Here is a 26,703-nt window from a genome sequence, read left to right as displayed (position 1 = left end):
GGGTTTACGGGAGGTCTTGACACACTGGCACACTACCGGACATAGTCATCTAGCAGTGAGGGCACTGGCGGCTGATGTGATGCATCGCTCACAGATTCCGGGCATTTCGACCACTAACACCCCTTGTTTACAAGGCGTTAACATGAAACGCTTGACTCAGACGACCAAGGGGGCCCATGCGGGCCCCTTTCCTTTGGAGCCTCTCGTGAATGTTTTCACAAAAGGCCCTATCTAGTTCTCACGAATGGAGTGACTGATCAGCATGGATTGGCGTAATCGCGCAGCCTGCCTCGACAAGGACCCGGAGCTCTTCTTCCCAGTCGGCAACACGGGACCAGCACTTCTGCAAATCGAGGAAGCCAAAAGCGTCTGCCGCCGCTGCCCCGTAGTGGACACCTGCCTGCAGTGGGCCCTGGAGTCCGGACAAGACGCCGGTGTATGGGGCGGTATGAGTGAAGACGAGCGTCGGGCTCTCAAGCGTCGCGCTGCCCGCGCGCGCCGCGCTTCCTAGACCTCAAAAATAATAAGGAAGGCCGCTGACCATTGGTCCGCGGCCTTCCTTATTTAAGCATGACTGTCGGAGCGCTCCCCAGTGTCACTGGGGAGCGCTCCGACCCCTTAGGTGCGGGCCAAATTCAACACGATCTCGACGGCGGTTCCCCCACCGTCGCGAGGGCTCCACTGGATTGATCCACCGAGTTCGCTCGTCACCAGTGTGCGCACAATCTGTAAGCCCAAGCCTTCGGTGTATTGACCGTCCGGCAGACCAACGCCGTCGTCGGCAATGGTCACGGTCAAAAATTCGTCATTTCCGTCTCCATCAGCCCTATCAGCCAAGAGCCATACCGTTCCTGTGCGCCCTTCAAGACCGTGCTCCACGGCATTGGTGACCAACTCGTTAATAACCAGGGCCAAAGGAGTCGCGAAGTCGCTGGGCAACTCGCCAAACATCCCTGAACGTTCCGTTCGTACTTGCTGGGACGGAGATGCCACCTCGGCAGACAACCGGAACTGCCGTCCGATCAACTCATCAAAATCAACGCTCTGCGTCAGCCCCTGGGACAGGGTTTCGTGGACAAGTGCGATGGTGGCCACGCGCCGCATCGCTTGCTCCAAGCCCTGCTTCGCTTCGTCACTGACCATACGGCGGGATTGCATTCGCAGCAGTGCTGCCACAGTCTGAAGATTGTTTTTCACCCGGTGATGGATTTCCCGGATGGTGGCATCTTTGGTGACGAGTTCCATTTCCCTGCGCCGCAGTTCCGAGACATCGCGGCACAGGACGAGGGCACCGAAACGGTGTTGCTCGTCGCGCAAAGGAATGGCCCGGAGGGAAAGGCTGACGCCACGCGACTCAATCTCACTGCGCCAAGGCATCCGACCAGTGACAACCAAGGGCAGTGTCTCATCCACCATCCGGCGGTCTTTGAGGAGCCCGGCAGTCACTTCCGCCAAGGACCGACCCTCCAGCGATTCAACTTCCCCGAGTCGCCTGAAGGCTGACACCCCGTTGGGGCTCGCGTACTGCACGATGCCTTCGGCGTCCAGCCTGATGAGTCCATCCCCCACACGTGGCGCCCCACGGCGGGATCCAGTGGGCGAAGCGAAGTCGGGCCACAGTCCCAGAGTTCCCATGCGCAGAAGGTCATAGGCACACTGACGATACGTCAACTCCAGCCTTGAGGGCATCCGGGAGCTGGAGAGATCCATGTGGGATGTCACTACGGCCAGCGTCCTGCCGTTTCGCACCATGGGAACAGCTTCGACACGCAGTGCCATCTCGCTGCTCCAGCTCGTTTCGCTGGAACGTTCGATCGCGCGGCTGTTCCATGCCTTTTCCACCAGCGGGCGAAGATCGGAACGAATGCCCTCCCCCACGAAGTCCGTGTGAAACACCGTATGTGATGTCGACGGACGGACGTGGGCGAGGGCAATGTAACCGAACTCCGGGTGCGGGAACCACAATGCGAGGTCCGCGAATGCCAAGTCGGCGACCATCTGCCAGTCACCGACGAGGAGGTGCAGCCATTCGGCATCTCCAGGCCCGAAATCAGCGTGTTCCCTGATGGGGTCTGTAAAGATTGCCACTGCACCTCCATTTGCAACGCCGGGATTCCCCTAGCGTCGAACGATTGACCTCAAGAGCCTTAATGCTACCGACAGTGAAGCCATGTCGTCGGCTTCGAGCGCGTTGACCTCGTCAAACATGGTCTTGGCCCGGCCCAGTTGCTCGGCATTCTGTCCTTCCCACGCCTTCAGGCGATCTTCAGCCGAGGTGCCGGCCTCCGTCGACTCAAGGACCGACGTTGTCATATCCGCGACCGTTGAGTACAGGTCATCACGAAGGGCGGCCCTGGCCAACGCCTGCCAGCGGTCATCACGCGGCAGGGAACTGATCCGTTCCAGCAGCGAATCGACATGGAAGCGGTTGAACACGGTGTAGTAGACGTGAGCCACGTCTTCGACACTGCCGCCACCGGTCTGGGCAATCCGCGCGATATCCAACAGCGCGTAGCTCTCGAACAACTCCGCCCACCTGTGGGCAAGGTGTTCGGGCAAGTCCCAGCCACGTGCCTTCTCAAGCCACCCTGAGATGCGGGTTTTGTCCTCGCCCCGGAGGTAGTCCAGCAGCTTGGCCCGCAACGGGGCCATCATCGGCTTGAACGATTCCACCACGGTTGAGATCGGTTGGGATGCGATCCCTTGCCCAAGAACCCATCGCACAGCCCTGTCCAGCAGACGGCGGATGTCCAGGTGGACTTCACTCCAGTGTTCTGTCGGGAAGGAGGCTGGGAGCGCGTTCAACTCCGCCACCATGGGATCGAGGTCGTAAATTTCGCGCAGCGCCACAAATGCCTTGGCAACTGCTACCTCATTTGCCGATGTTTCTTCGATGGCCCGGAAGGCGAACGTGATACCACCCAGGTTGATGATGTCGTTGGCCACGACGGTGGCGATGATTTCGCGGCGCAGCGGGTGGGTGTCCAGCTCGGCGTCGAACTTCTCGCGCAATTGCTTCGGGAAGTAGTTACGGATGGTGTCCGCAAACCAGGGATCGTCAGCAAGGTTGCTGTCCCGCAGTGCTGCACCGAGTTCGATCTTGGCGTAGGCCGCCAGAACTGCCAGTTCCGGGGACGTCAAACCTTGGCCCTGCTCCAACCTTGAACGAAGCGTCTCCGTGGTGGGCAAGGCTTCGAGATCACGCTTGAGATCGGCGGACTTCTCCAACCAGTCCATCAGCCGCTCGTAGCTTGGACTCCACTCGGCAACCCGGGTCCGGTCATTCAGCAGCAGGATATTTTGGTCGATGTTGTCCTGAAGGACGAGTCGCCCCACCTCATCGGTCATATCTGCCAGGAAAGCAGCCCGTTCTTCGGCCTCAAGCTTGCCGGCGGCCACCATTCGATCCACAAAAATCTTGATGTTCACTTCATGGTCGGAGCAGTCCACCCCGGCTGAGTTGTCGATGGCATCCGTATTGAGGATGACTCCTTGCAGTGCGGCTTCAATACGCCCACGCTGCGTCAATCCCAGGTTTCCACCTTCTCCCACAACCTTGACCCGCAGGTCGCGCCCATCCACACGGATGGCGTCGTTGGCTTTGTCGCCAACGGCCGCGTGGGTCTCCGTGCTGGCCTTGACGTAGGTGCCGATGCCGCCGTTATAGAGGAGATCAGCGGGCGCCAGCAAGATCGCGCGAAGCAGCTCCGGCGGGCTCAGCTGCGTGGTGCCTTCGGGCAGGCCCAGTGCTTTTCGGGCCTGGTCAGAGACGGGGATGGTCTTCGCATGGCGCGCGTAGACGCCTCCACCTTCACTGATCAGTGACCGGTCATAGTCATCCCAGGAAGACCGGGGCAGTTCAAATAGCCGCTGCCGTTCCGCGAAGGATGCCGCGGCGTCGGGTGTGGGATCAAGGAAGATATGGCGATGGTCGAATGCGGCCAGCAAACGGATGTGCCGGGACAGCAGCATCCCATTGCCGAAGACGTCGCCGGACATGTCGCCGACGCCAACTACCGTGAACTCTTCGGTCTGGGTATCCAGATCGAGTTCACTGAAGTGCCTCTTGACTGATTCCCACGCCCCGCGTGCCGTAATACCCATGGCCTTGTGGTCGTAGCCCACCGACCCGCCGGAGGCAAAGGCATCGCCCAACCAGAATCCGTACTCGGCCGCGAGTCCGTTGGCGGTGTCGGAGAAGGTGGCGGTTCCCTTGTCGGCTGCCACCACCAGGTAGGAATCGTCGCCATCGTGGCGAACAACGTCCGACGGCGGGACAAGCCTTTCGCCGTCCGCTGACGTCACGAGGTTGTCGGTGATGTCCAGCAAACCCCGGATGAAGGTCTTGTAGCTCTCAATACCTTCAGCCATCCATGCTGCCCGGTCAACTGCCGGGTTGGGCAGCTTCTTCGCGAAGAACCCACCCTTGGCACCCGTAGGAACGATCACGGCGTTCTTGACTGTCTGGGCCTTCACCAAGCCCAGGATTTCCGTGCGGAAGTCTTCCCGACGGTCCGACCAGCGGAGACCGCCGCGGGCTACCTTCCCAAAGCGCAGGTGCACGCCTTCAACCCTGGGTGAGTAAACCCAGATCTCGTACATGGGGCGGGGGAAGGGCAATCCGTCGATCGACGTTGGATCCAGCTTGAAGCTGAGGTATTCCTTGTTTTGGAAGTAGTTGGTCCGCAGGGTGGACTCAATCAGGTTCACGAAGGTACGCAGCACGCGGTCAGCGTCCAGTGTTGCCACCTGTTCAATGGACTCGGCGAGGGCTACCCGTGCTGCAGCCTGGCGTTCCGGCCGAAGATCCTCCGGAACAGTGGGGTCGAAGCGCGCAGAGAAGAGTGCGTTAAGTCCGCGGGCAACGTCGGGGTTGCCCAGAAGAGTGTCCGCGATGAAACCGAACGAATTGGTGTTGCCCATTTGCCGCATGTATTTGGCGTAGGCACGGAGGACCACAACTTGGCGCCAGTGCATGCCCTCACGCAGCACCAGCCGGTCAAAGTTGTCCGACTCGACGGATCCTGTGACGGCTGCTCCAAAGGAATCACCCAGAAGTTCCCCCGTAGCGAGCGGATCGACGCCGGCGGGGTATTTAAGCCCGAGGTCGTAGAGGAAGAAGTCGCGGTGATCTGCGGTTTCGATCTCGAAGGGACGTTCATCCAGAACTTCAAGACCAAGATTGTGGAAGTAAGGGAGGATCTGGCTCAGGCTCTTGGGCTCCATGAGGTAGAGCTTGACGCGGGCGTCCTCCTCCAGAGCTTCTCCGGCACCTTCTGGAAGATACACGTGAACCCCAGGTTTGACATGCCTGGTTGCTTCACCGGCTCGCTCGGCCTGTGCCCCATACTTTTCGAAGCGTTCGATGTCCTCCAAGGCGTCTTCAACTTCATAGTCCACCCGGTAGCCTGCGGGGAATGCCTCTGCCCACAGGGCAGACAGCACATCGGCACTTTCTGCCGGGCGGTGCTCACGGAGGACCTCGGCGACTCCTTCGCTCCAGGAGCGGGACGCCCTCATCAGCCGGTGTTCAAGCTCAGCAACATTTACTTCCGCCAGCTCAGCGGTGCGTGGGAGGCGGATCCTGAAGAAGACACGTGCCAAGGCAGACTCAGTGATCCGGGCCTCGTAGTCGATGCTCTCGGCCTGGAACGTTTCCCGGAGTTCCTGTTCGATCCGAAGGCGAACGCTGGTGGTGTAACGATCACGGGGCAGGTACACCACCGCAGACATGAAGCGACCGTAAATGTCAGGCCGGAGGAACAACTTTGTACGGCGACGTTCCTGCAACCGCTGGATACCCGTGGCAGTAGCAGCCAGGTCCGGAATCTCGATCTGGAACAGTTCGTCGCGCGGGTACGTCTCGAGGATACCCAGGAGGTCCTTGCCGGAGTGGGAGTCAATAGGGAACCCAGCGTTCCGCAGGACGGCGTCCACCTTGTCCCGGACAATAGGGATGTTGCGCACAGAACCGGTGTAGGCACTTGTTGCAAAAAGCCCGATGAATCGCCGTTCCCCATTGACGTTGCCCTGGGCGTCGAAGCTCTTGACGCCGATGTAGTCGAGGTAGGCAGGCCGGTGGACAGTCGATCGGGAATTGGCTTTGGTGATTACCAGTGCCCGCTTTTCCCGGGCGCGCTTCCGCCCGGCGTCCGTAAGGTGCTGGACCTGACGCGTGGTGTCCCCTGCGCGCAGAAGCCCAAGACCGCTGTCTTCACGCAGTTGAAGGACGTCCTCGCCGTCCTGGTCTACGAGGTCGTACTCGCGGTATCCGAGGAAGGTGAAGTTGCCGTTGTCCAGCCAGCGCAGAAGATCCTGTGCCTGCCGGAGTTCGGCGATCTGCTCGGGGTGGGATATGCCCCCAAGGGCTTCTGCCAGTTCCAGTGCTTTGCTGCGCATCTTGGGCCAGTCCTCGACTGCTGCCCTGACATCGCCGAGGACACGGTGCAGTCCTTCGATCAGTTCTGCACGGGCGTCGTCGTTGACACGGTCAATCTCCACCGCAATCCACGACTCCATGTGCGACGAGTTGTCGCCGTCGCCCAGGAGGTGCGCCACGCTTGGCAGAGCCGCAGTATCACCGCTGGAGATCCCGACGTTGGAAGGAACCCGGGAGATGTTACGGAGCTCCCCGGATACGCGGTCGCGGGTGATCACAAACAAGGGGTGCATGACAAGCCGGATCGCGCAGTTCTGGCGAACGAGTTCTGCATTTACCGAGTCCACGAGGAACGGCATATCGTCCGTGACGATGTACACGACGCTTCGGTCCGCTTCACCGGCGATTTCGACGACGGCGTTCCCCGGCGTCCGGGACTGCGCGACTTTCTTGTGATTCGTTGCCCGCGAGATCAGCAGCTCAGGCGAATACGCACGGGCATCCTCCTCTGCGAGGTGTTCATAGTAGTCACCGAAGAACCCTTCACGGACAACTGCTGCATCGGACCGATCCTCCACGCTGGATCCTGACGACATCTACAAACGCCTCCATCACATGTTGATTGCTGCGACTCTGCAGCCCACATTTTGAGCCTAGCGCTTAAGCAAGCGGACGGCTCTGGTACTTCGGCCAAAGGAATTTCGTTTTTGCTGGACAGGCGCACAGACCAAGTCTGCTATCGCGATCCGCAGCGCAGATTCAGGCGAAGTTTCAAGGAGGACCGAGCCGGAGAGCAAGGCGGCGTCACAGGCCACTGGATCTGCCGGGAGGTAGGCATCAATCGCCATGCCGGGCCCGTACCGGTCCCAGGCTTCCGCCAGTTGCTGCTTGGGTGCGTGCCCAACGGCCGATCTCTTCACCTTGTTCAGCACCACACGGAGGGATGCTTGTGGAACGGCTGCTTGAAGGTCCGCCAGGCCCCGGACCAGCCTCGGTACTCCGATTGCGTCGGCTGCTCCCACCGCGAACACAACGTCAGCCATTTCCAAACTCCTGAGAGTTGCTGCGTTCCGCCGCGGGGCCATGGTGTCAAAGCTCAGTTCCTCATCTGATTCGAGGCAGAATCCGGTATCAACCACCACAACATCAGATACATGTTTGGCTCGTTCAAGGACCTGCGACAGCGCAGCTGCCCTCAGTTCCGTCCATCGATCCGCGCGTGTCGTCCCAGTCAGCACCCGAAAGGAGCCCTCTTTGGTGTAGACCGGGGTCGCCACGGCCTTCAAAGCACTGGGGTCGAGCATCCCCTGGTCCGCAAGCCTGCAGGCCTGGGCCAGTCCTGCGGCTTCGTCCAACAACCCCAGCACAGCAGAAACACTGGCACCATAACTGTCAGCATCGACGAGGATGACGGATTTACCCTCTGCTGCCAATTCGGCAGCGATGTTGACCGCCAGCAATGTCCTGCCGGGTGACCCTATGGGACCCCACACAGCAAATACCAGGCCTGAACCCTCCGGGGAGTCCTCCACAGTTTCCGGAGCGGGCATCAAAAGTGGTCCGCCTCCCGCATCAGCGAAACCTGCGTCCTGGCCCGCGCCCAGGCGGCCGCGCGCGTGCTCACGACCCACAGCCTCTGATATTTTTTCCGCGAGTGCAGACGGTTCTATTCCGGAAGCCGCCACAACGACTCCGATGGAGTCCAATCGCCCTACTTCGGCCGGGTCATCCGTCAGGGCCACGATCGTAACTCCAACAGCACCAAGCCGATCCACCAAAGTCGTGGTCAATTCCTCGCAGCCCTCGGCGACGACGGCAGCCATGGCAAGGCCGCTTTGGCAGGCAGCCATCAGCTCAGCAAGCTCTGAACAACGGCGAACCACCGTTACCGGACCATGCAGGCCCTCCAGCCCGCCCACTACGGCCTCCTGGGCAGGACCCACAGTGACTACTGGAATACTCATGGGTTGAGGCCCGCAGGGTTCCACACGACGGAGATACTGGCCTTGTTTGCTTGAGCCCCCAACAATTTGGGCATCTGCTCATCCGTCACAAGAACCAGCACTTGAGTGGTCTTCGATGCCCCCAAGGCAGCGGCGCCTGAGACCACCTGGGCGATCTCCGCACCGGGCAGAAGCAGTTGCGGCTCATCGAAGGCTCTGCTCGCACCGGGCAAGGCAACCCAGACATCCACGCGCGCTCCCCCGACCGCTTGGGCAGGAAGTTCCCCTTCCACGGAAATAGCCACCGGCTTCCTGTCCAGGGCATCAGCTTTTCCCAGGCTTTCCTTTGGAACGAGCTGGTTTTTCGCCACCCGCTGCAGGGCTACCCGACCCTCAGCCAAGCCACCCTCCACAGTGACGTACCCGGACTCGACATCATCCAGGCGCACACTGACAATTGAGAGGTCGGCCACGGCGACCACCTGGCCGACTGCGATGTCTTCGCGTGCAGTGTAGACCTGCGTAGTCCTGTCAGCCGATCCAACCAAGGCGATGACGCCGGCAATGGACACAAGCACCAGCAGAATGCCGATGAGAAGCCGCGGGTCCTTCCACGATGGCTTCTTCAGTCTTGCTGCAGCGGCCACTGTAACTTGAGCCATGTTTCTGCTACCCCCCGATGAGCTAAAGGCATGGTCGATGGACCCGCCCCCTCATTCTTACCGGCCGTTTCTGCGGGACAAAAGCCATCGACCTCAAAGGGGTCGAAACTGTGGATAAACACACCAAAGGGGAGCCAACGGTGGCAAAATGGTGCCATGCCCCGATTCCTGACTCTGGCGGATGTCGCCGAACAACTCCAAATCAACTCACCACAGGCCTACGCCTTGGTGCGAAGCGGCGAGTTGAAAGCCATCCAGGTAGGAGGTCGTGGACAATGGCGCATCGAGGAGACGATGCTTGAGCAGTACATCCAGGAGCGCTACGCAGAAGCAAGCCGCATGATCCAGGAAGCAAAAACCAAGGCGAACCAGCCCTAGGGGCTGCCCCGGAGGGATTATTCTCCGCCTGCCGAACAAAGGGCTGCAACAGCACTGAACGGGACGGTCATGACTGACGCCACGTTGCCAGCCCGCCGCACTTCACCGTCGCGGACCACAGCAATATCGAAGTGGTCCCTTCCGACCCTGTCGATGACGCCGTTGACCTTGACGCCGCCTCCGGCCCGCGTGCTCAAATGAACAACCACGGCGGACCTGTCCCTGGCCAATGCCCGCAGGACTGAGGCGATCCCCGGCAACTGCCGGACCGTGGACACAGGCTTAAGGGCCAGCCTCCCCAGGCCTTGGAAGGTAAGCACAGCAGCCAAGGGCACCAGCCATTGCCGCGAGCCCTCGGGCAACACCAGCCACCCGGCACCCACGCGGCCCAGCACTCCGTGAATAATGTTGCCGTCAGCGAGGAAAAGCTTGAGCCCGGAGCCGGTTGCACCACGGAGGCGATCACCCAGTTCGATCCCCGCAAGCTCCATCCTGGCCCGCTCGGTGATCTCCGATTCCGCCTCCAGGGCACGCTCGGCAGAAAATTGTGCTTCCAAGTCGTCAAAGAGAGAGTCCCATCTCATGTAAGCAGACTAGGCTGCAACATGTAGGCAGGGCGAATAATGCGTGATCAGGCACCCGAATTGGACAGGAAGCCCGGGACGTGCCCACAATAGGCCTAAAGATGTCAAAACGCATCAAAATGCATCAAACGAAGCTTTGGGGGCTTTGAATGGGAAGAACGTTACGGGGCGACGCCTGCCTCGCTGCAACGATTCTGGGGCTGGGGATACTGCTCGTCCAGGTGGGTGGCATGCTCCTTGCCCAGTGGCGGTCAGCCGATCACCATCATCAGAACTTCTCATTTGAGGACCTCCTCGGTATTGTCGCGAACGGCGCCGGCATAGCGCTGGTGGCATGGTGGGTCCTTTCCTTACTGCTTGCCGTCTTCGCGTCGCTGTTGCATCGGAGCGGGCGGGAGAGAGGGGCCAACACCCTTGCCAAGTTCAGCCCTGCCTTTATGCTGCGGCTTGCTGTAGCAGTGGTGAGTGTGAATCTCCTGGGCGTCACCATGGCGCAAGCATCGCCTCCACCCGCCCCCGGCTGGGCACCGACATCTGCGGGTGTGGAAACCTCTCCCCACCCGGAGTGGACCCCGGAGCCCGCTGCCGGGCCTGTGTCTTCATCACAGACGTCCATGGCCGACACCACAACAGGTAGGGGCGATCCGCGCTGGAAGCCTCAAGCACCCGCACCTGAACCTGGGCTTCTAAGTCGCCCTTCGTCCAGGCAAGAGATCTCCCATGGCGACGCCGGCGTCGTCGTGAAGGCAGGAGACTCCCTGTGGTCGCTTGCAGCATCGCGGCTTGGTCCCTTTGCCACGGACGTGGAGGTCGCGCTGATGTGGCCTAAGTGGTATGCCGCAAACCTCACCGTCATCGGCGGCGACCCTTCAGTGTTGACTCCTGGTCAGGTCTTGCGGCCACCCGCACCTGACTGACAGTACGGGTCACCCGACCCTCCGATTTGTCGGCCCACTCAGGGGCCGTATCACCGCACCAAACCAAGTTCAGCGTCATCCCAGCAGAAGCCACCAGAACAGAGTGTCCCCACGCTCCTGTTCATGTAGTGAATGCCTGAGGTGTATGACCATGACCGTTGCGACTGCAAGCCGGCCCGCGGGCCGACAGAGCACCCAACGAACATTGTCCGGCTACGGTTCGAGTGGTTCGGACATCGATGTTCGGCTGGTTGCGCGCAGTATTGCGCAGGCAGCTTTGGAAGTCCTGGCCGGAACGCGTGCTGTGAGCCAGCTTTCCCGTTCCCTCGACCCTGACTGCTATGTCGCTCTTCAACATAGGGCGGCCCTCACCCGCAAGCACGCCGCCAGAGTCCGGGGGAACCTGCAACCCCACCGCAGCCCCATGGTCCGCTCCGTTCGAGCCTGCTCCATCTCCGAGGACATTTGCGAGGCAAGCATTGTGGTTGCGGAAGAACTCAGGTGCCGGGCTGTCGCCATGAGGTTGGAACGCTTGGACGGCGTGTGGCGGGTTACGGCCCTGGAGATCGGCTAGACCTGGCGAATCCATCTGCAGACAACAAAAAGGGTGGACTCCGGACTTTTAGTCCGGAGTCCACCCTTTTGAGTTACAGATATTCGTGCCTGGCAGACCACTGAAATGGCTATCGGCCCGCCGTACGGTGTTGGGTCAGCGACGCTTCTTTTTAGCCGGCTTACGCTGCTCCTGGGCCGCTGCCTTCGCTGGGTTGCCGGATCGACCGGAAGCGCGGCCTTCGATGCGTGTTTGGGTAGCACCATCTTCGCCAGGGGCGGTGTACTGCAACTGGGCCGGCTTTTCCGGTGCCTGCAGACCCGCCGCCCGGATCTGGGGTTCATGATGTTCGGTATGCGCCCCAGCGGCGGTATCGTCGGCCACAACAACGTCTTCGGCGGGTGTTACCTCCACCTCCAGGTTGTAGAGGAAGCCGATGCTCTCTTCACGGATGGCTTCCATCATGCTCTGGAACATCACAAAACCCTCGCGCTGGTACTCCACCAGGGGATCGCGCTGGGCCATCGCCCGGAGACCAATACCCTCCTTGAGGTAATCCATCTCATAGAGATGTTCCTGCCATTTCCGCCCCAGAACAGAAAGCACAACACGACGTTCGAGCTCGCGCATGCTCTCAGAGCCAATGGCCTCCTCGCGGGCCTGGTACACCAGCCGGGCATCCGAGAGGATCTCCTCTTTCAGGAACTCGGCAGTGACGCGTGACTTTCCGCCTGCTTCCTCAATGATTTCATCGGGAGTCACGGTTGCCGGGTACAACGTCTTCAGATTGGCCCAGAGCTGGTTGAAGTCCCAATCGTCGCCCGTTCCCTCGGCAGTGGCAGCCTCGATGAGGGCGTTGATGGTGTCTTCAAGGAAGTACTGGACCTTCTCGTGAAGGTCGTCGCCTTCAAGGATGCGACGGCGGTCGCCATAGATCGCTTCACGCTGCCGGTTAAGGACGTCGTCGTACTTGAGAACGTTCTTACGCTGTTCGGCGTTGCGCCCTTCCACCTGGCCCTGCGCCGACGCGATGGCGCGGGAGACGAGCTTGGATTCAAGGGCAACATCATCCGGGACCGAACTGTTCATGAGACGTTCGGCCGCACCTGAGTTGAACAACCTCATGAGGTCGTCCGTCAGCGACAGGTAGAAGCGCGATTCGCCCGGGTCACCCTGGCGCCCTGAACGGCCTCGCAACTGGTTGTCGATCCGGCGGGACTCGTGTCGCTCGGTACCCAGGACGTATAGCCCGCCAAGGTCCAAGACCTCTTCGTGTTCATCTTTGACCGCCTGCTTGGCTGCCGAAAGGGCCTCGGGCCAAGCGGCCTCGTACTCTTCCGAGTTCTCCTCGGGATCGAGCCCTCGCTTTGCCAGCTCTGCGATGGCGGTGAACTCGGCGTTTCCGCCAAGCATGATGTCAGTACCACGACCGGCCATGTTGGTGGCAACAGTGACGGCACCTTTTCGTCCGGCCTGCGCCACGATGGACGCTTCACGTGCGTGGTTCTTGGCGTTCAGTACTTCGTGCCGGATACCTTCCTTGGCCAGCAGCTTGGAGAGATACTCGCTCTTCTCAACGCTGGTGGTGCCGACCAGCACAGGTTGGCCCTTCTCGTGCCTTTCGGCGATGTCCTGGACCACGGCGTCGAACTTCACGACTTCGTTCTTGTAGACAAGGTCCGGCTGGTCGATGCGCTGCATGTCACGGTTGGTGGGGATCGGGACGACACCCAGCTTGTAGGTGCTCATGAACTCCGCGGCCTCAGTCTCGGCCGTGCCGGTCATGCCGGCAAGCTTCGAGTACATGCGGAAGTAGTTCTGCAAGGTCACGGTGGCGAGAGTCTGGTTCTCCGCCTTGATCTCGACATTTTCCTTGGCCTCAATGGCCTGGTGCATGCCTTCGTTGTAGCGGCGGCCGGCCAGGATACGGCCAGTGTGTTCGTCAACAATCAGCACCTCGCCGTCGAGGATGACGTAATCCTTGTCCCGCTTGAACAGTTCCTTCGCCTTAATGGCGTTGTTGAGGAAGCCGATCAAAGGCGTGTTGGCGGATTCGTAGAGGTTTTGGATTCCGAGGTAGTCCTCCACCTTCTCGATACCGGCTTCGAGAACGCCTACCGTGCGCTTCTTTTCATCCACCTCGTAGTCGACTTCGGGCTGCAGGCGGAGCACGACTTTGGCGAATTCGCTGTACCAGCGGTTCGTGTCGCCCTGGGCAGGACCGGAAATGATGAGCGGCGTACGGGCTTCATCGATCAGGATGGAGTCGACCTCATCAACGATCGCGAAATTGTGGCCGCGCTGAACCAGTTCGCTGCCATCCCAGGCCATGTTGTCGCGCAGGTAGTCGAAGCCGAACTCGTTGTTGGTTCCGTAGGTGATGTCCGCAGCGTACTGCTGTCGGCGGACCGCAGGATCCTGATTCGAAAGAATGCAACCGCTGGTAAGTCCCAGGAACCTGTAAACCCGGCCCATCAGCTCGGACTGGTATTCGGCGAGGTAGTCGTTGACGGTGACGACGTGGACACCCTTGCCCGCCAGCGCGTTCAGGTACGCGGGGGCAGTAGCTACGAGGGTCTTGCCCTCACCGGTTTTCATTTCTGCGATGTTGCCCAGGTGGAGTGCGGCACCGCCCATCAGCTGGACATCGAAATGGCGCATGCCCAAGGTGCGGGAGGAGGCTTCCCGGACAGCGGCGAATGCTTCCGGGAGGAGAGCTTCCAGAGTCTCGCCGTCCTGGTGACGGGACCGGAGATGGTCCGTCTCCTCACGGAGTTCGGCGTCCGTGAAGGACTTGAAGGAGTCTTCCAGGGCATTGATGGAATCGGCATAGTTCCGCAATTGCTTGAGTGTCTTTTTGTCACCCGTGCGGAGAAGTTTTTCGATTAGTGATGCCACGTGAAATTGCTCCCAGTCTCATGCTGCCGAATTCTGGCTGTTTCAGTCTACGGGAGAGACCAGCGCCACGTGGCCGCGTTCCCCTCTGAGCGGACTGTCCGCATGCAGCGGCCCGCCCGGCCATCAGCGCGGTCCGCGACAGCCTGGGTAAGAACGCCGGCGAGGTCCCCGACGGGCCACACCACTACCTCCTGCAGCCTGAGCCAGGCGCACATGAGTTCCAGTTCGGCAGCAAGCTCGACGGCGGTATCCGCCGGAGCGCCAACCTCCGCGAACGCCGAACGCACCAGGAGCTGGCCGGACGCACGGTCAGCCTTCAAGTCCACTCTTGCCACGACACCATCCCTGAGGAGGAATGGGAGAACGTAGTAGCCGAACTGACGCTTGACCGCGGGGGTGTAGATCTCAATCCGGTAGTGGAAGCCGAACAGTTCCTCAAGACGCCGTCGCTCAAAGACCAGCGAGTCGAACGGGCTCAGCAGTGCACGCCCGACGGCCCTGCGTGGAATCCTGGCATTGACGTGTTTGTAGGTTTCCCTGTCCCAACCACGCACAGAGACCGGATGAAGGCGCCCTGCACGGACCAATCGCTGGACCGAGTCCGCTCCGGCTTTCAGGGGCGTACGGAAGTAGTCGGAAAAGCAGCGTACAGTGCCGATGCCATGTGCTTGGGCGGCCGCGTCCATCAGGCGGTCGAGCGCTTCTTCGGGAGTGCCCCCGGGCTGTGCCATGGCAGGAACAACCTTGGAGGTCAGGGTGTACTTGCGTTCGAATTGCTGTGTGCGTGAGGCGGCAGAAATCCGTCCCTGTTCAAACAGATGTTCAAGGACCCGCTTAACGATGTTCCAATTCCATCCCCAGTTGCCACGGTCAGCTTCCTCATTGTGTCCGAGCTCGGCCGTCAGTTCGGAGGCCGTCATGGGTCGTCCGGCTGTGAGTGCAGCAAGAATACGGCCTTCCATGTCCTGACGGACAAGGGGCTCAAGGTTGTGGGCGCCCACCCAGCCCCGCTTTTGCCACACCAAGAGGTCATGAAAGTGCTCCGGGCGGATAAAGCTTGCCTCGTGTGCCCAGTACTCCATCATCCTGCGGGGTTTCCGCCCGGCCATGGCATGGAGGATGCGGGGGTCGTAGTCACCCAGACGGGAGAAGAACGGCAGGTAGTGGCTTCGTGCCACCACGTTCACGGAGTCGATTTGGACAAGCTGGAGTTGGGCAAAGGTCCGGCCCACCGCCCGTGATGTCACGGGGCCGGCGGGCCGGGTCTTTGCCAATCCTTGAGCTGCCAATGCGATCCGCCGTGCCTGTGACAGGCTCAGCGAAGCGGTCATGGAAGTCCCTTCATGCAGGAAAAGTGGGCCTACTTGGCGGTGGACGCCTCATCATCGGAACGGTAAGCGTGGATCTTCTCTTCCACAGCCTCCTCGCCCGGTTCGCAGGTGGAGTCGAGGGTGATTACTCCGTAGGTCCAGCCATTGCGCCTGTAGACAACCGACGGCGCGTTGGTTTCCTTGTCCAGGAAAAGGTAGAAGTTGTGGCCAACGAGTTCCATATTGTCCACAGCGTCATCCAGTGTCAGGGAAGCTGCGGGGAAGACTTTCCGGCGGATCAGGACGGGTGAATCGCCTGCCGGAATATCGTTCTCGATCTCATAAGGAGAACGCTCGTCTGCGGTGGGAACGGATTCCTGGTGGTTGCTCGCCTCGACGTAGAGTGGTTCGCTCGCGCTGGCTGGCTCGAGTGTTGCGGTGGCCTCCCGCACGGCTTTCGGCGTGTGGCGTCCGTGGTGCACCTTTTTCCGGTCTTTCGCACGGCGAAGCCTCTCAAGAAGCTTGTTGTACGCGAGATCGAAGGCAGCGAATTTGTCAGCGGCTGTCGCCTCGGCACGGATGACGGGGCCGCGGCCCAGGACTGTCACTTCTACGGTGAGCTGGCCTGGCGTCTGGCGCGGGTTGGTTTCCTTGGAAACCTTTGCGTCGACTCGCTGGACCTTATCCCCCAGCGATTCAATCTTTGAGATTTTCTCGCCGGCGTATTCGCGAAAGCGGTCAGAAACTGTGAGATTTCGTCCGCTGATCATGAACTCCATGGTGCCCTCCAAATAACTCAGGTGACACGACAACGACGCTGGTGGGGGCTAGTCTGACGGACAGTCGAGCCCCTTTCCGAGCCGCTATCGACAGGTACATCTGTTCTTGGTACCCACAACCGACGTTAGTTCATCGCCACGCGTTATTCATCCTTTAGTCACTTATTTTTTGATTGAGTCTTAAGGACTTAACAGGGATCGCGCCTTGCACTGTTGAAAGCATAGGCTGGTGGCCTCGTGGCCGCGAGGACAACAGCCCCGCAGACCACTCCCCCCGCGGTTTCCACCGCCCTCATCGCTTCTGCAAGGGTGGCCCCGGTAGTGAGGACATCGTCCACGAGAATGCATCTCCTGCCCCTGATCTCTTTGCGGAATCGGCTTCTCACGCGCATGGATCCGCGGACCCTGCTGGCCCGCGCACCTCGTCCCAGTCCTTTTTGCCCTGCGCCGGAGCCCCCTGTCCCCTTACCGGCGAGAGAATCGGCGGCCCGGGCAAGCAGGGTCTTGATGGAATCCCTGCTGATGTAGGCTGCCGGCGAACCGCGCCTCTTCTCAAGCGCGTCAAAGCTTGGGCATTCCGGCACCATGCCCCGCATCCGCAGGCAGAAAAGCAACAGGTGCAGCGGACTGAATCCCCGCATGCGGTACGCCCGGCCGCTGGTAGGAATTGGTACAAGGCATAATCCGGATTTGCCTCCGATGGCCCGTTTGACCGCTTTGCCCAGACATGGCGCCAAGACCCCGGCCAAGCGCCACTGGCCGAAGCGTTTGAAGGACAGGAGGCACTGTGCCAGCTCATCACGGTATGGGCCCGCGGCCACCACCCCGATCCTCGCTGTGCCATCCGTCTCCACCAATGCGGGCGATTCCCGTTCCGCGCGGAAGGGTTGGCTGCAGAGTTGGCGGACGCGCTTGGCGCAGCCGCCACATAACACGGTGTCCTCCGCTGAACAGCAGACACAATCCACCGGGACCAGCAGTCCCAGCAGATCGACAGCCGTACCCTGGAGCACCACCAGCAACCGGCCGAGCCCCCGTTGGTCCGGACCACGACGACGGGCCCGTACGGGATCCACCGGGTGGAGGTCCGGGTCGCGTACCCGCAGAGGCGGCCGCCCGTGTGTCCCGATATTTGGTTCGGGAGCAGCACCCTGGTCAGAGCCTCTCCCGACGACGGCGCCTGCCCCAACGACAGAGTCAGTCCCAGTCCCAATGCCTGCCGCTGTCCCCGTATCTGCTCTGATCATGTTGCAAGCCTGCGCGGACGCAGGCCAGGCCGGAAGCCACGTTGCACCCTATGTGGACATCCGGCACGCTTTGACGGCAGCCTATCCGGGGAAGGCGGGTTCCGTGGGCCCTTTGAGTTGGAGTTCCCATCCGTTCCCGACCCGTTGGAACACCCCGGCCTCGGACTGCCCATAAATCTGCTCGGAGCCGTTCCCGGCACTGAGACTGGTCAGGCCGTCCCAAGGGGCCAATTGCTGCGGCTCGCCCGATTCGAGCGAAAGCAGCTCAGGAACCACGGTTCCTGTCGCCGATCCGGACATCACAGCCACTGTGGAACTGTTGACCCAGACTCCCTGGTCAGCGGATCCGGTGCTGACCAATGTGATGGGCGATGTGAGGTCCTTGGGGACGCCGTCGGCATTCCGGACTATTCCGGTGATCTGCACCGTTGACTTTCCGTTTGCTGCAGAAATGACCAGCGCCCTGGTCCCTTCCCTGGAAACCCTGAAGTCCTTCACGGTCCGCCCGGACAGCCAGGCAGGGGTGATGGTGACATTGGGAACGGCCATGCCAGGTGCAATGCCCGTCGGTTTGAAGGCCACCACTTCGGCAGCCCCGTTGGCGCCCGGCCCTGCGGTCCATACCCAGTCGTGTGGGCTGAATGATGGCCCCGTGAGCGTGCTCCTGGTAGTCAGCTGGCGCGCGGGCTGCCCGGGTTCGATTGCATAGAGAGTTGTCTTGTCACCATTGAGGAACGCGGCCGTTTGGGACACGGGGGACTCAGCCGGCGAGTGGGGACCCAATCCGGACACGGGTTGTATGTCCGGAAGCGGAGTCATCCGGTTGTTCTCATACCGCACCAAGTCGCCGTTGCTCACGGCAATCTGGCGTGCCGGAACGCTCTTGTCCACTACGGGAGGCAACACGGTGCCGTTGTCCTCAACCCGTACCAGGTCCTGATCCGCCCGCAGTTGAACGTTGATGACATCGGGCTGGTCACGGAAAGTCAATGCCAATTGGTTCTGCATCCTTTGGCGGTCCTCCGCCGAGGCATCAAACAGTTCTTTGGCAGAGAGGTCCACCTGTGCAGATCCGGACACGACCGGAACGGATTCCCGTGCGAGTTTCATGCCGGAAGGAAAGGCGCTGACAACTGCCCCCCGGAGGTACGGAGCAGGGCCGGCCAGCACGGCAGAAGTCATGGACTTGACCGTGTTCTTCTTGATGAACCAACGGTAGTCGGGCACGGCATAGGTAAATGTGGGGTCGTAGAAGTAGATGGGGAAGGCCCCATAAATCACCTTGAACGTCTCTTCCGGTATGGCCGTCCCGTCGGGCACCTTGGAAATCCGCCATTGGCCTTCCACCTGCTCAAGAGTCAGCGGAATGGTCTCCTTGGTACCCGGCGGGAATTGCGTTGCCACGCCATCGGCATCCACCGAATAGGCGAGGTCCAATTCGTAGAGGTACTCGTTCTCCCCCGCTGCCTTGACTACCTGCGCCTCGCGAAAAACGATGGCTCGCTTGTCTGGTTTCCAGGTGACGGACTGTGCCTGCGTCAGGTACTGGCGGGCAACAGGGTAATCGTCCTCATAACCGCTGCCTGCCATGTAGAAGTCCTCGATCACAGTCTCCGGACTCGAACCCGCGCGCGGGGCCGCCGGAAAGAAGACCGGCGCATTGGGATTGCCTGCTCCCTCATCCTTGCTCTTGCCTACAGGACCGGACCGTGGAATCTGCGCACAGGAAGCCAGCAACACCATCAGCACCGCCAGCACTGCCACAACCGCCCGTGAACGCCGGAGACTTACCATGTTCAGTCCCCCTCCCCGAATGAGCCGTCATCAGCCGCAGCTTTTCCTGCAGCGGAGTGGGACGATTGCGGGGCACTTCCGGACTCTGTACCCAGGATGAGCATGTGCCGCTCACTTGCGGTGCCGGGGAATTCGATGTCAGCAGGTTCAAGCTGAAGCGGTGATTTCACGATGGTGCCACCTTGGCGAAGGGGCAGGGTCAACCGGAAATTGGAACCGGCCCCCTTGCGCCCCCAAGCCTGAAGCCAGCCGTTGTGCAGTTTGGTGTCCTCGGCGGCGATGGAGAGGCCCAAGCCGCTGCCGCCGGTGGTCCGGGCGCGTGCAGGATCTGCACGCCAGAATCGGTCGAAAACCCTCGCAGCCTCTGCCTGGGTCATTCCGATGCCGTGGTCCCTCACGGAGACTGCCACAGCGTCGTGGTTGGCCGCCACGGATATGTGAATCGGTTTGCCTTCTCCATGTTCCAGGGCGTTAAGCAGCAAATTACGGAGGATCCAGTCAATCCTCCGGGAGTCCATTTCCACCACGATGCTCTTTTGCCGGGCGTTCAGCCTAACCTCTGAGCCGTACTCTGCGGCGACAGGCGCGGCGCCGTCCATGACGTGGGAGATGACCTGGAAAATGTCCTGGGGTTCTGCATCCAAAACAGCTGCCCCGGCGTCGAAGCGGGAAATCTCCAGCAGGTCGGAAAGCAACGACTGAAAGCGCTCAACCTGGTGGTAAAGCAGCTCAGCAGACCGTTTGTTCATGGGGTCAAAGTCGTCACGGGCGTCGAAGAGGACCTCGGCAGCCATTCGGACAGTGGTGAGCGGCGTCCGCAGTTCATGCGAGACATCGGAGACAAACCGCTGCTGCATCTGCGACAAAGTGGCCAGTTGGGTGATCTGCTCTTGGAGGCTGGCAGCCATATGGTTGAACGAGGCGCCCAATCTCGCGACCTCGTCCTCGCCCTTGACCACCATGCGCTCCTGGAGCTGTCCTGCCGCAAGCTTTTCGGAGACCACGGCGGCGTGGCTGACAGGACTGACCACATTGCGTGTGACGTACCAGGCGATCGCCCCGATCATGAGGACCAGCGCTGCCCCGCCTGCCCAGAGGACGTTCTGGATTTCGTCCAACGTCTGCTGGGCGGTATTGAGATCGTAGATGAGGTACAGCTCATAGGACGTGCCATTGAACGTCACCATGTTTCCGACCGCTATGCCGGGGCGGTCCTCATTACCGACGGGGAACTGGGTGGAGGCCCAGAACTGCTGCTTGCCGCCTTCCTGGACGGCCTTCCGCAACTCCGGCGGGATAACCCGGACCGTCAGTTGGTCGGATGCACGTGACTCGACCCAGCGGTTGCGGGGCTTGGTCTGTTCAGGTTTCGCTTCAAAGACGTAGCGGCGTTGGATGACCGAACCGCGACCTTCAACGGCGGTCAAGGTGTCGTAAACCAGGGTGATGACGCTGGACTGATCGGTGACCTGCGCGCCGTCGAACGTGTCTTGAACCTGCTTGACGTTGTAGCGCGACTCGGATTCCGCTTGGGCCAGACGTTCCTGGAAAAGGTTGTTCGCGATCTGGTTGGACAGGTAGGCGCCCACGATTGCGAAGGATGTCACCGCCAGCAGCAAGGTGGTGAGGACTGTCCGGAACTCCAGTGAGCGCCGCCAGCGCCGGAGCACTGAGCGCCAGAGGTAGCGAATTCCCGGCCTGATCTGCCGGATGCCGAGGGATACCAGCCGGGAAACCCGAAGAACCAGGATGAGTCCGCGCCGCGTCCAGATCCTCGCCCGGGTAATAATCCACGGCAGGGTCCGCATGCTCCGTACCGGTGGCCCGGAGGACGCCGTTTGCTCCGGGGACCGTGAGGCGGACTCCCCACCGGACGGATCGGGGGACGGGGCAAGCGCCGGTTCGGAGGTCGTTGACTCAGCCGGTGTCATCTGGTGGACACCGGCCCCGTCCTGCCCCTGAGTATCAGGGCCCTCTCCTGCCGCGCCGGTCTTGCCGACCGGGGACTCAGGAACCTGCTTTATATCCGACACCACGCACCGTCAAAACGACCTCGGGCGCCTCCGGGTCGCGTTCAATCTTGGAGCGCAGACGCTGGACGTGGACATTGACCAACCGCGTGTCCGCGGCATGGCGGTAGCCCCAAACCTGCTCGAGGAGGAGTTCGCGGGTAAAGACCTGCCAAGGCTTCCGCGCCAGTGCCACCAGGAGATCGAACTCCAGGGGAGTCAGGGAAATCCGCTCGCCGCCGCGGGTGACCAAGTGGCCGGCGACGTCGATGGTCACGTCGGCAATGCGCAGGGTTTCGGGGGCCTTCTGATCGCCCGGGCGGAGCCGCGCACGAACACGCGCCACAAGCTCGGCGGGCTTAAAGGGCTTGGGCACGTAATCGTCAGCACCGGATTCAAGCCCCCGGACCACGTCGGAAGTATCGGACTTTGCCGTGAGCATAACGATGGGGACGTCTGACTCGCCGCGGATTTGCCGGCACACCTCGATGCCGTCAGAGCCCGGCAGCATGAGGTCCAGCAGCACCAAGTCCGGCTTGGAAGAACGGAAGACCTCCAAGGCCTGGCCGCCATCTGCGCAGAACACCGGCTCGAAGCCATCATTGCGCAAGACGATGCCAATCATCTCTGCGAGCGCTTCGTCGTCGTCAACTACCAGAATGCGTGCCTTCATAGTTATATATTCCCTTATCACCAAGTCTTTGTCCCGTTGGGCACGGCGCACGGCATGGCGCCCCAAGGGCAACTTACACCGTACTGCACAACAGTGGCGGCCCATCTGCCATGGCTGGCCGGGCGTCAGGCTATGAGGGACGACGGCGGGACTATAGGCTGGGTGCCAAGGTCCGTATGGGGGACGTCGGATGCCGGCGCGCCGGGTCTTATGGGGAGGATATCGTGTCACAGCCAGAGCATGGCCACCATCCATCGCCGGGCAATCAGCCCGGGTGGGGGAACCAGCCGCAGTGGGGCAACCAGCCGCAGTGGGGCGGTCCCCCGGCATGGGCAGCTCCCCAGAGCGGTGGACCATATGGCCAGGGTCAACCGGCACCCGGTTGGCCACCGGTGCCTCCTTATGGACAACCCCTCTACGTCGCTCCCCCCAAGCCGGGCATAATTCCCTTGCGTCCACTGCAATTCGGCGAGATCCTGGATGGTTCGTTCCAGACAATCCGTCGCAATGCCGCTTCCATGTTTGGATCAGCACTGATCGTACAAGCACTCGGTGCGGTGTTCATCGGGATCGTCACAGTGGGCATGTTCCAGCTGTCAATGTCCTTTGAATCCGTCAGCACTGAGGCGGAATTCACCGAAGCCATGGGTCCCTTCCTGGCCATCATGGCCGGCACTTTGGGTGTCTCGGTCCTGATCGGTTTCCTTGGTTCGGTCCTTCAAGGTGTCCTGGTGGTGCCGGTGGCGCGCTCGGTCCTCAACCGGCGCACAGGCTTCAAGCAGATGTGGAAACTTGCCGGCCGAAAGATCTGGCCGCTGCTGGGTGTTGCACTCCTGCTGACACTCGGCGGGCTTCTGACAGCAACTGCGGTGGTGGGGATTGCGGTGCTGTTGTTCACTGCCATGGGTCCCGGAGCCCTGCTCCTTGTCTTGCCCCTGGGCCTTGGATCGGTAGTGGCCTTCGTCTGGATCGGACTGAAGGTGATGCTGGCGCCCGCCGCGATCGTGGTTGAGCGGACAGGTGTCTTCGGCGGACTTCTCAGGTCCTGGCAGCTGACCAGGAACAACTGGTGGCGGATCTTCGGCATCACCCTTGTGGTCGCCATCATGGTGGGCGTCATCGCCCAGATTGTCCAGATCCCGGCTTCCCTGGCAGCGGCGGCCATTGGCGAGGTGGTTACTCCCCACCCGGACGCTGAGTCGGTTGCTTCCACCCTGGTGATCACCACTGTGATTTCTTCAGCGATCGGCGCTCTGGTGGGGTCCGTGACGTTCGCTTTCCAAGCCTCGGTGTTCGCCTTGATCTATATGGATCTGCGGATGCGCCGGGATGGTTTGGACGTTGAGCTGATGCGACTGATGGAAACCGGCGCCGATCCTGATGGCGTGCCGGGCGGCCCGCCAGCCCAAGCCGGAAACCCGGCGCAACCCGCAAACCCGGCACAACCCGGATACCCGTCGGCCACCCTCCAAAATCCGCCGACCCAGCCCCAAGCCCCCATGTGGCCGCCGAACGGCGGGCAGTTCCCGTCTGCGCCTCCGTCCGGGCCACGGCCGCCGGCATGACCCTGAGGCTGTTGGATGCATCCACCACCGTGGCTGCCATGGAACCGCCCGTAACGCCGGACCGCGAGGAAGGTCGGCGCTGGGCGGCCGAAGAACTCTCCAAACCCCAATACCCGGACGCCCAACCTCCTTGGCTGGAGCAGTTATGGCGCGATTTCCTCGACTGGTTGTCGTCCTTGGATGGCGACGGGATGGGCCAGGGACCAGACCTTGCTGTTCCACTGATGATCGCTGTGGCGATTGCGATCATCATCGCTGCGGTTGTTGTGGTCCGGCCCAGGTTGAATGCTCGCCGAAAAGCCGCTGCAGTGGACATCTATGGGGATGACGACAGTGTGGATTCGGAAGGCTACCGGAGGCGTGCGGCAACCGCGGCCGACCACGGCAACTGGCCGGCCGCCGTCGTCGACCAGTTCCGGGCGCTGGTCCGTTCCGCGGAGGAGCGTGACATCATTGACCCGCGCGCCGGGCGGACAGCTGACGAAGCGGCAGGCCAGCTTGGACAGGTGTTCGGCGCCGCGCAGTTCCGGCTGGATGCAGCCGCCCGCCTTTTTGACGCTGTGCGCTATGGCGAGCAGGGTGCAACAGCGACTGACTACGAGGATGTTCGCGGACTCGATGCCGACCTGCTGGAGATGAAGCCAGACTTTTCCGGACAGGCACACACCGGATTCGCGGTGCCGAAATGACCACATCCATGGCGAAGGACACCATGGTCCAAGGCGAAGCCGCTGCCCTCCAGCAGCCCGCCGGCAAAGGTTTTCGCGTCTGGTTCCGGAAACATCTGGCATGGATCCTCATTGGCGCACTCTTGGCCGGCTTAGTGACCTACTTGGTCGTCTCGAGTGTCTCGGGCGCCAAGGATCCGCGGCCGCTGTCCTCCCGGAATCCGGCCCCGGATGGCGCCATGGCCTTGGCCGAAATACTGGGGCGCCACGGCGTGGCAGTGACAGCTACGGACACCCTGGCGGAGACCATGGATGCCTTGGCCGACCGGGATAACGCCACGGTCCTCCTCTACGACCCCCGCGGCTTCCTCGACCGGGCACAGTTGGAAGGCATCACCGATGCCGCGGACCACGTGGTGCTGGTCAGTCCGCGCCTCAGGACCCTCAACGCACTGGAGCAGGACTTCAGGCCCGGCGGCGTGGTTCCTGAATCAGCGAAGAGTCTCGAACCCCGCTGCGACCAGGACGATGCCGCAGCGGCGGGCACGGTCTCGGCCCAGGGCTTCATCTATTCAGGACCCGTAGTTTGCTACCCAGCCGCGGGGACGGCCTCGGGTCTCTATGCGGCATCCGGCGACGGCCGGGTGGTGGTCCTTGGCAGTACGGATGTGGTTGACAACCAGCACCTCGCCTCAGAGGGCAACGCAGCCCTCGCGCTCCGCACCTTGGGCAAGGATCAAAACCTTGTCTGGTACTTGCCCGGAGTTGGTGACCTCAGCGCGACGGATTCAACACCTACCCTGAACGAGTTGGCGCCCCGGTGGTTGGCGTTTGTGGGGCCGTGGCTGGGAATCGTGGCGCTCCTGGCCATCGTTTGGCGGGGTCGACGCCTTGGCCCGCTGGTTTTTGAGCCGCTTCCCGTTGTGGTGAAGGCTGCTGAGACCGCAGAAGGCAGGGCGCGTCTCTATCAGGACTCACGGGCAGTGGGGCGCGCGGCCGAGAACCTCCGGGCGGGCACGTTGGCCCGCTTGGCGCGGCACTTCAACCTCGGGGCGGATGCCACCCCGGAGGCAATTGTGGACGCCTCAGCCAGACATGTGGAGCGGCCCGCTTCAGAAGTCAGGTCGGTGCTGCTCGATATCCGGCCGGAGAACGAAGGACAACTGGTGCAATGGGCACAACAGATCGAACGAATCGAACAGGAGGCGACCGCCCGATGAGCAGCCAGCCGAACAGCTACACAGACAGCAACAGCCAACCCACCGGTGGTGTCCCGCCCCAGCAGGATGTCCGCCACCAGGATGTGCCCCACCAGGGCTTGCCGCAGCAGGCTGTGCCGCAAGGAGGCGATCCCTCAGGGAACGGGCACCGCTCTGCGCCGGAGGACCCCGCCCGGCAGTCGCTGCTGAACGTCCGCGCCGAAGTGGGCAAAGCCGTAGTAGGCCAGGATCCTACCGTCACCGGTATGCTCATTGCGCTGCTCTGCGGGGGCCACGTCCTCTTGGAGGGTGTCCCAGGCGTGGCCAAGACCCTGTTGGTGAGGGCGTTGTCCACGGCTTTGAGCCTGGATACCAAACGTGTCCAGTTCACCCCCGACCTCATGCCGGGTGACGTCACAGGATCGTTGGTCTATGATTCCCACACGTCGGAGTTCACTTTCCGCGAAGGCCCCGTCTTCACCAACATCATGCTCGCGGATGAAATCAACCGCACCCCTCCGAAGACCCAGGCGTCCCTCCTGGAAGCCATGGAAGAGCGCCAGGTTTCCGTGGATGGCGTCTCCCGCCCGCTACCGAGCCCGTTCATCGTGGCGGCGACGCAGAACCCCGTGGAGTATGAAGGCACATATCCCCTCCCCGAGGCTCAACTTGACCGGTTCCTCCTCAAACTGACCATGCCTTTGCCCGGAAGGGCCGATGAAATCGAGGTCATCCGGCGCCACGCAAGCGGCTTCGATCCGAGGAACCTTGCCGCAGCCGGTGTGCGTCCGGTGGCCGGCGCTGCTGAGCTTTCCGCCGCCCAGGCCGCAGTAGCCCACGTAGCAGTGGCCCCGGAAATCCTGGCGTACATCGTTGACGTTGTCCGTGCCACCAGGTCCGCGCCGTCCTTCCACCTCGGGGTCTCCCCCCGTGGTGCCACAGCGCTGCTCAATACGTCCAAGGCCTGGGCCTGGTTGTCCGGTCGGACTTTTGTCACCCCGGACGACGTCAAGGCTTTGTCTTTGCCATGCCTGCGGCACCGCGTTGGCCTTCGACCGGAAGCCCAGATGGACGGCATCCAGGTGGATGATGTCCTCGGCAGCATCCTGGCGTCCGTTCCGGTGCCGCGGTGAGTTCGGGCTTGC

Annotated in this window: 20 protein-coding genes; 8 read left to right on the top strand and 12 right to left on the bottom strand. The window is 61.6% G+C overall.

Translation table 11 applies throughout. The annotated features are described in order from the left end of the window. Positions 1 to 262: 262 nt before the first annotated feature. Complete coding sequence (locus WBN73_RS05415) at positions 263 to 511, top strand: WhiB family transcriptional regulator (protein ID WP_003804966.1); 249 nt, start codon at positions 263 to 265, stop codon at positions 509 to 511. A gap of 107 nt (positions 512 to 618) precedes the next feature. On the opposite strand, the gene WBN73_RS05410 is transcribed toward WBN73_RS05415, so the two are convergent. The 4 genes from WBN73_RS05410 to WBN73_RS05395 are packed head-to-tail and all read right to left on the bottom strand — an operon-like array spanning position 619 to position 8,984. After that, on the bottom strand, positions 619 to 2,088 hold the full coding sequence (locus tag WBN73_RS05410) for a sensor histidine kinase (protein WP_337339748.1): 1,470 nt from the start codon (positions 2,086 to 2,088) through the stop codon (positions 619 to 621). Positions 2,089 to 2,118: 30 nt separating this feature from the next. Beyond that, the gene (locus WBN73_RS05405) at positions 2,119 to 6,975 is read right to left on the bottom strand and encodes an NAD-glutamate dehydrogenase (RefSeq protein WP_337339749.1); all 4,857 of its coding nucleotides are present in this window, start codon (positions 6,973 to 6,975) and stop codon (positions 2,119 to 2,121) included. 57 nt (positions 6,976 to 7,032) lie between these two features. Beyond that, a complete protein-coding gene (locus WBN73_RS05400) occupies positions 7,033 to 8,343 on the bottom strand; it encodes an AAA family ATPase (protein ID WP_280623129.1) in 1,311 nt (436 codons plus the stop codon). Then, positions 8,340 to 8,984, bottom strand: a complete 645-nt coding sequence (locus tag WBN73_RS05395) for an SAF domain-containing protein (protein WP_337339750.1) — start codon at positions 8,982 to 8,984, stop codon at positions 8,340 to 8,342. Before WBN73_RS05395 ends, WBN73_RS05400 begins: the two co-directional genes overlap by 4 nt. Before the next feature lie 156 nt (positions 8,985 to 9,140). On the opposite strand from WBN73_RS05395, the gene WBN73_RS05390 reads away from it, so the two are divergent. Beyond that, entirely contained in the window at positions 9,141 to 9,362 is a 222-nt protein-coding gene (locus WBN73_RS05390; RefSeq protein ID WP_207594023.1) for a helix-turn-helix domain-containing protein, read from the top strand. 17 nt (positions 9,363 to 9,379) lie between these two features. Here WBN73_RS05390 and WBN73_RS05385 read toward each other — a convergent pair whose 3' ends face one another. After that, entirely contained in the window at positions 9,380 to 9,946 is a 567-nt protein-coding gene (locus WBN73_RS05385) for a hypothetical protein (protein WP_337339751.1), read from the bottom strand. Positions 9,947 to 10,095: 149 nt separating this feature from the next. Here WBN73_RS05385 and WBN73_RS05380 point away from each other — a divergent pair, with 149 nt between their 5' ends. Further along, on the top strand, positions 10,096 to 10,863 hold the full coding sequence (locus WBN73_RS05380; protein WP_337339752.1) for a LysM peptidoglycan-binding domain-containing protein: 768 nt from the start codon (positions 10,096 to 10,098) through the stop codon (positions 10,861 to 10,863). A 151-nt stretch (positions 10,864 to 11,014) separates the two neighbouring features. Then, the gene (locus tag WBN73_RS05375; protein WP_242703338.1) at positions 11,015 to 11,437 is read left to right on the top strand and encodes an Rv3235 family protein; all 423 of its coding nucleotides are present in this window, start codon (positions 11,015 to 11,017) and stop codon (positions 11,435 to 11,437) included. Between the two features lie 135 nt (positions 11,438 to 11,572). On the opposite strand, the gene secA is transcribed toward WBN73_RS05375, so the two are convergent. The 7 genes from secA to mtrA form a co-directional block, all read right to left on the bottom strand. Further along, entirely contained in the window at positions 11,573 to 14,314 is a 2,742-nt protein-coding gene (secA, locus tag WBN73_RS05370; RefSeq protein ID WP_207594027.1) for a preprotein translocase subunit SecA, read from the bottom strand. A gap of 47 nt (positions 14,315 to 14,361) precedes the next feature. Further along, entirely contained in the window at positions 14,362 to 15,645 is a 1,284-nt protein-coding gene (locus WBN73_RS05365; protein WP_337339753.1) for a winged helix-turn-helix domain-containing protein, read from the bottom strand. 29 nt (positions 15,646 to 15,674) lie between these two features. After that, positions 15,675 to 16,403, bottom strand: a complete 729-nt coding sequence (gene hpf / locus WBN73_RS05360; protein ID WP_207594029.1) for a ribosome hibernation-promoting factor, HPF/YfiA family — start codon at positions 16,401 to 16,403, stop codon at positions 15,675 to 15,677. 188 nt (positions 16,404 to 16,591) lie between these two features. Further along, the gene (locus WBN73_RS05355) at positions 16,592 to 17,650 is read right to left on the bottom strand and encodes a ComF family protein (RefSeq protein ID WP_337339754.1); all 1,059 of its coding nucleotides are present in this window, start codon (positions 17,648 to 17,650) and stop codon (positions 16,592 to 16,594) included. Positions 17,651 to 17,731: 81 nt separating this feature from the next. Further along, complete coding sequence (locus WBN73_RS05350) at positions 17,732 to 19,444, bottom strand: LpqB family beta-propeller domain-containing protein (RefSeq protein WP_280623132.1); 1,713 nt, start codon at positions 19,442 to 19,444, stop codon at positions 17,732 to 17,734. A gap of 2 nt (positions 19,445 to 19,446) precedes the next feature. After that, positions 19,447 to 21,252: an MtrAB system histidine kinase MtrB gene (mtrB, locus tag WBN73_RS05345; protein ID WP_337339755.1), complete on the bottom strand. Its 1,806-nt coding sequence runs from the start codon at positions 21,250 to 21,252 to the stop codon at positions 19,447 to 19,449. Between the two features lie 199 nt (positions 21,253 to 21,451). Beyond that, the gene (gene mtrA / locus WBN73_RS05340) at positions 21,452 to 22,126 is read right to left on the bottom strand and encodes an MtrAB system response regulator MtrA (RefSeq protein ID WP_014922244.1); all 675 of its coding nucleotides are present in this window, start codon (positions 22,124 to 22,126) and stop codon (positions 21,452 to 21,454) included. Positions 22,127 to 22,575: 449 nt separating this feature from the next. On the opposite strand from mtrA, the gene WBN73_RS05335 reads away from it, so the two are divergent. Genes WBN73_RS05335 through WBN73_RS05320 form a run of 4 tightly spaced genes read left to right on the top strand, consistent with a single transcriptional unit; the run spans position 22,576 to position 26,691 of the window. Then, a complete protein-coding gene (locus WBN73_RS05335; protein WP_337339756.1) occupies positions 22,576 to 23,691 on the top strand; it encodes a DUF7847 domain-containing protein in 1,116 nt (371 codons plus the stop codon). Then, positions 23,688 to 24,380: a DUF4129 domain-containing protein gene (locus tag WBN73_RS05330; protein ID WP_280623134.1), complete on the top strand. Its 693-nt coding sequence runs from the start codon at positions 23,688 to 23,690 to the stop codon at positions 24,378 to 24,380. Before WBN73_RS05335 ends, WBN73_RS05330 begins: the two co-directional genes overlap by 4 nt. After that, entirely contained in the window at positions 24,377 to 25,579 is a 1,203-nt protein-coding gene (locus WBN73_RS05325; protein ID WP_280623135.1) for a DUF4350 domain-containing protein, read from the top strand. Before WBN73_RS05330 ends, WBN73_RS05325 begins: the two co-directional genes overlap by 4 nt. Then, positions 25,576 to 26,691, top strand: coding sequence for an AAA family ATPase (locus WBN73_RS05320; protein WP_337339757.1), 1,116 nt, complete (start codon positions 25,576 to 25,578; stop codon positions 26,689 to 26,691). The genes WBN73_RS05325 and WBN73_RS05320 overlap by 4 nt, the downstream gene beginning before the upstream one ends. Positions 26,692 to 26,703: the final 12 nt, after the last annotated feature.

The organism is Paenarthrobacter sp. CCNWLY172, from assembly GCF_037402035.1.
Lineage (GTDB): Bacteria > Actinomycetota > Actinomycetes > Actinomycetales > Micrococcaceae > Arthrobacter.
Note: the sequence above shows the minus strand (reverse complement) of the source record. Positions and strands in the feature narration are given on the sequence as shown.

Excerpts from the sequence above, each read along its gene's own strand:
- WBN73_RS05400 (WP_280623129.1), bottom strand. The coding sequence starts at position 8,343 with ATGAGTATTCCAGTAGTCACTGTGGGTCCTGCCCAGGAGGCCGTAGTG.
- WBN73_RS05380 (WP_337339752.1), top strand. The coding sequence starts at position 10,096 with ATGGGAAGAACGTTACGGGGCGACGCCTGCCTCGCTGCAACGATTCTG.
- mtrA (WP_014922244.1), bottom strand. The coding sequence starts at position 22,126 with ATGAAGGCACGCATTCTGGTAGTTGACGACGACGAAGCGCTCGCAGAG.
- WBN73_RS05375 (WP_242703338.1), top strand. The coding sequence starts at position 11,015 with ATGACCGTTGCGACTGCAAGCCGGCCCGCGGGCCGACAGAGCACCCAA.
- WBN73_RS05355 (WP_337339754.1), bottom strand. The coding sequence starts at position 17,650 with ATGATCAGAGCAGATACGGGGACAGCGGCAGGCATTGGGACTGGGACT.
- WBN73_RS05320 (WP_337339757.1), top strand. The coding sequence starts at position 25,576 with ATGAGCAGCCAGCCGAACAGCTACACAGACAGCAACAGCCAACCCACC.
- WBN73_RS05325 (WP_280623135.1), top strand. The coding sequence starts at position 24,377 with ATGACCACATCCATGGCGAAGGACACCATGGTCCAAGGCGAAGCCGCT.
- WBN73_RS05350 (WP_280623132.1), bottom strand. The coding sequence starts at position 19,444 with ATGGTAAGTCTCCGGCGTTCACGGGCGGTTGTGGCAGTGCTGGCGGTG.
- WBN73_RS05415 (WP_003804966.1), top strand. The coding sequence starts at position 263 with ATGGATTGGCGTAATCGCGCAGCCTGCCTCGACAAGGACCCGGAGCTC.
- WBN73_RS05330 (WP_280623134.1), top strand. The coding sequence starts at position 23,688 with ATGACCCTGAGGCTGTTGGATGCATCCACCACCGTGGCTGCCATGGAA.
- hpf (WP_207594029.1), bottom strand. The coding sequence starts at position 16,403 with ATGGAGTTCATGATCAGCGGACGAAATCTCACAGTTTCTGACCGCTTT.
- WBN73_RS05390 (WP_207594023.1), top strand. The coding sequence starts at position 9,141 with ATGCCCCGATTCCTGACTCTGGCGGATGTCGCCGAACAACTCCAAATC.
- mtrB (WP_337339755.1), bottom strand. The coding sequence starts at position 21,252 with ATGCGGACCCTGCCGTGGATTATTACCCGGGCGAGGATCTGGACGCGG.
- WBN73_RS05385 (WP_337339751.1), bottom strand. The coding sequence starts at position 9,946 with ATGAGATGGGACTCTCTCTTTGACGACTTGGAAGCACAATTTTCTGCC.
- WBN73_RS05365 (WP_337339753.1), bottom strand. The coding sequence starts at position 15,645 with ATGACCGCTTCGCTGAGCCTGTCACAGGCACGGCGGATCGCATTGGCA.
- WBN73_RS05405 (WP_337339749.1), bottom strand. The coding sequence starts at position 6,975 with ATGTCGTCAGGATCCAGCGTGGAGGATCGGTCCGATGCAGCAGTTGTC.
- WBN73_RS05395 (WP_337339750.1), bottom strand. The coding sequence starts at position 8,984 with ATGGCTCAAGTTACAGTGGCCGCTGCAGCAAGACTGAAGAAGCCATCG.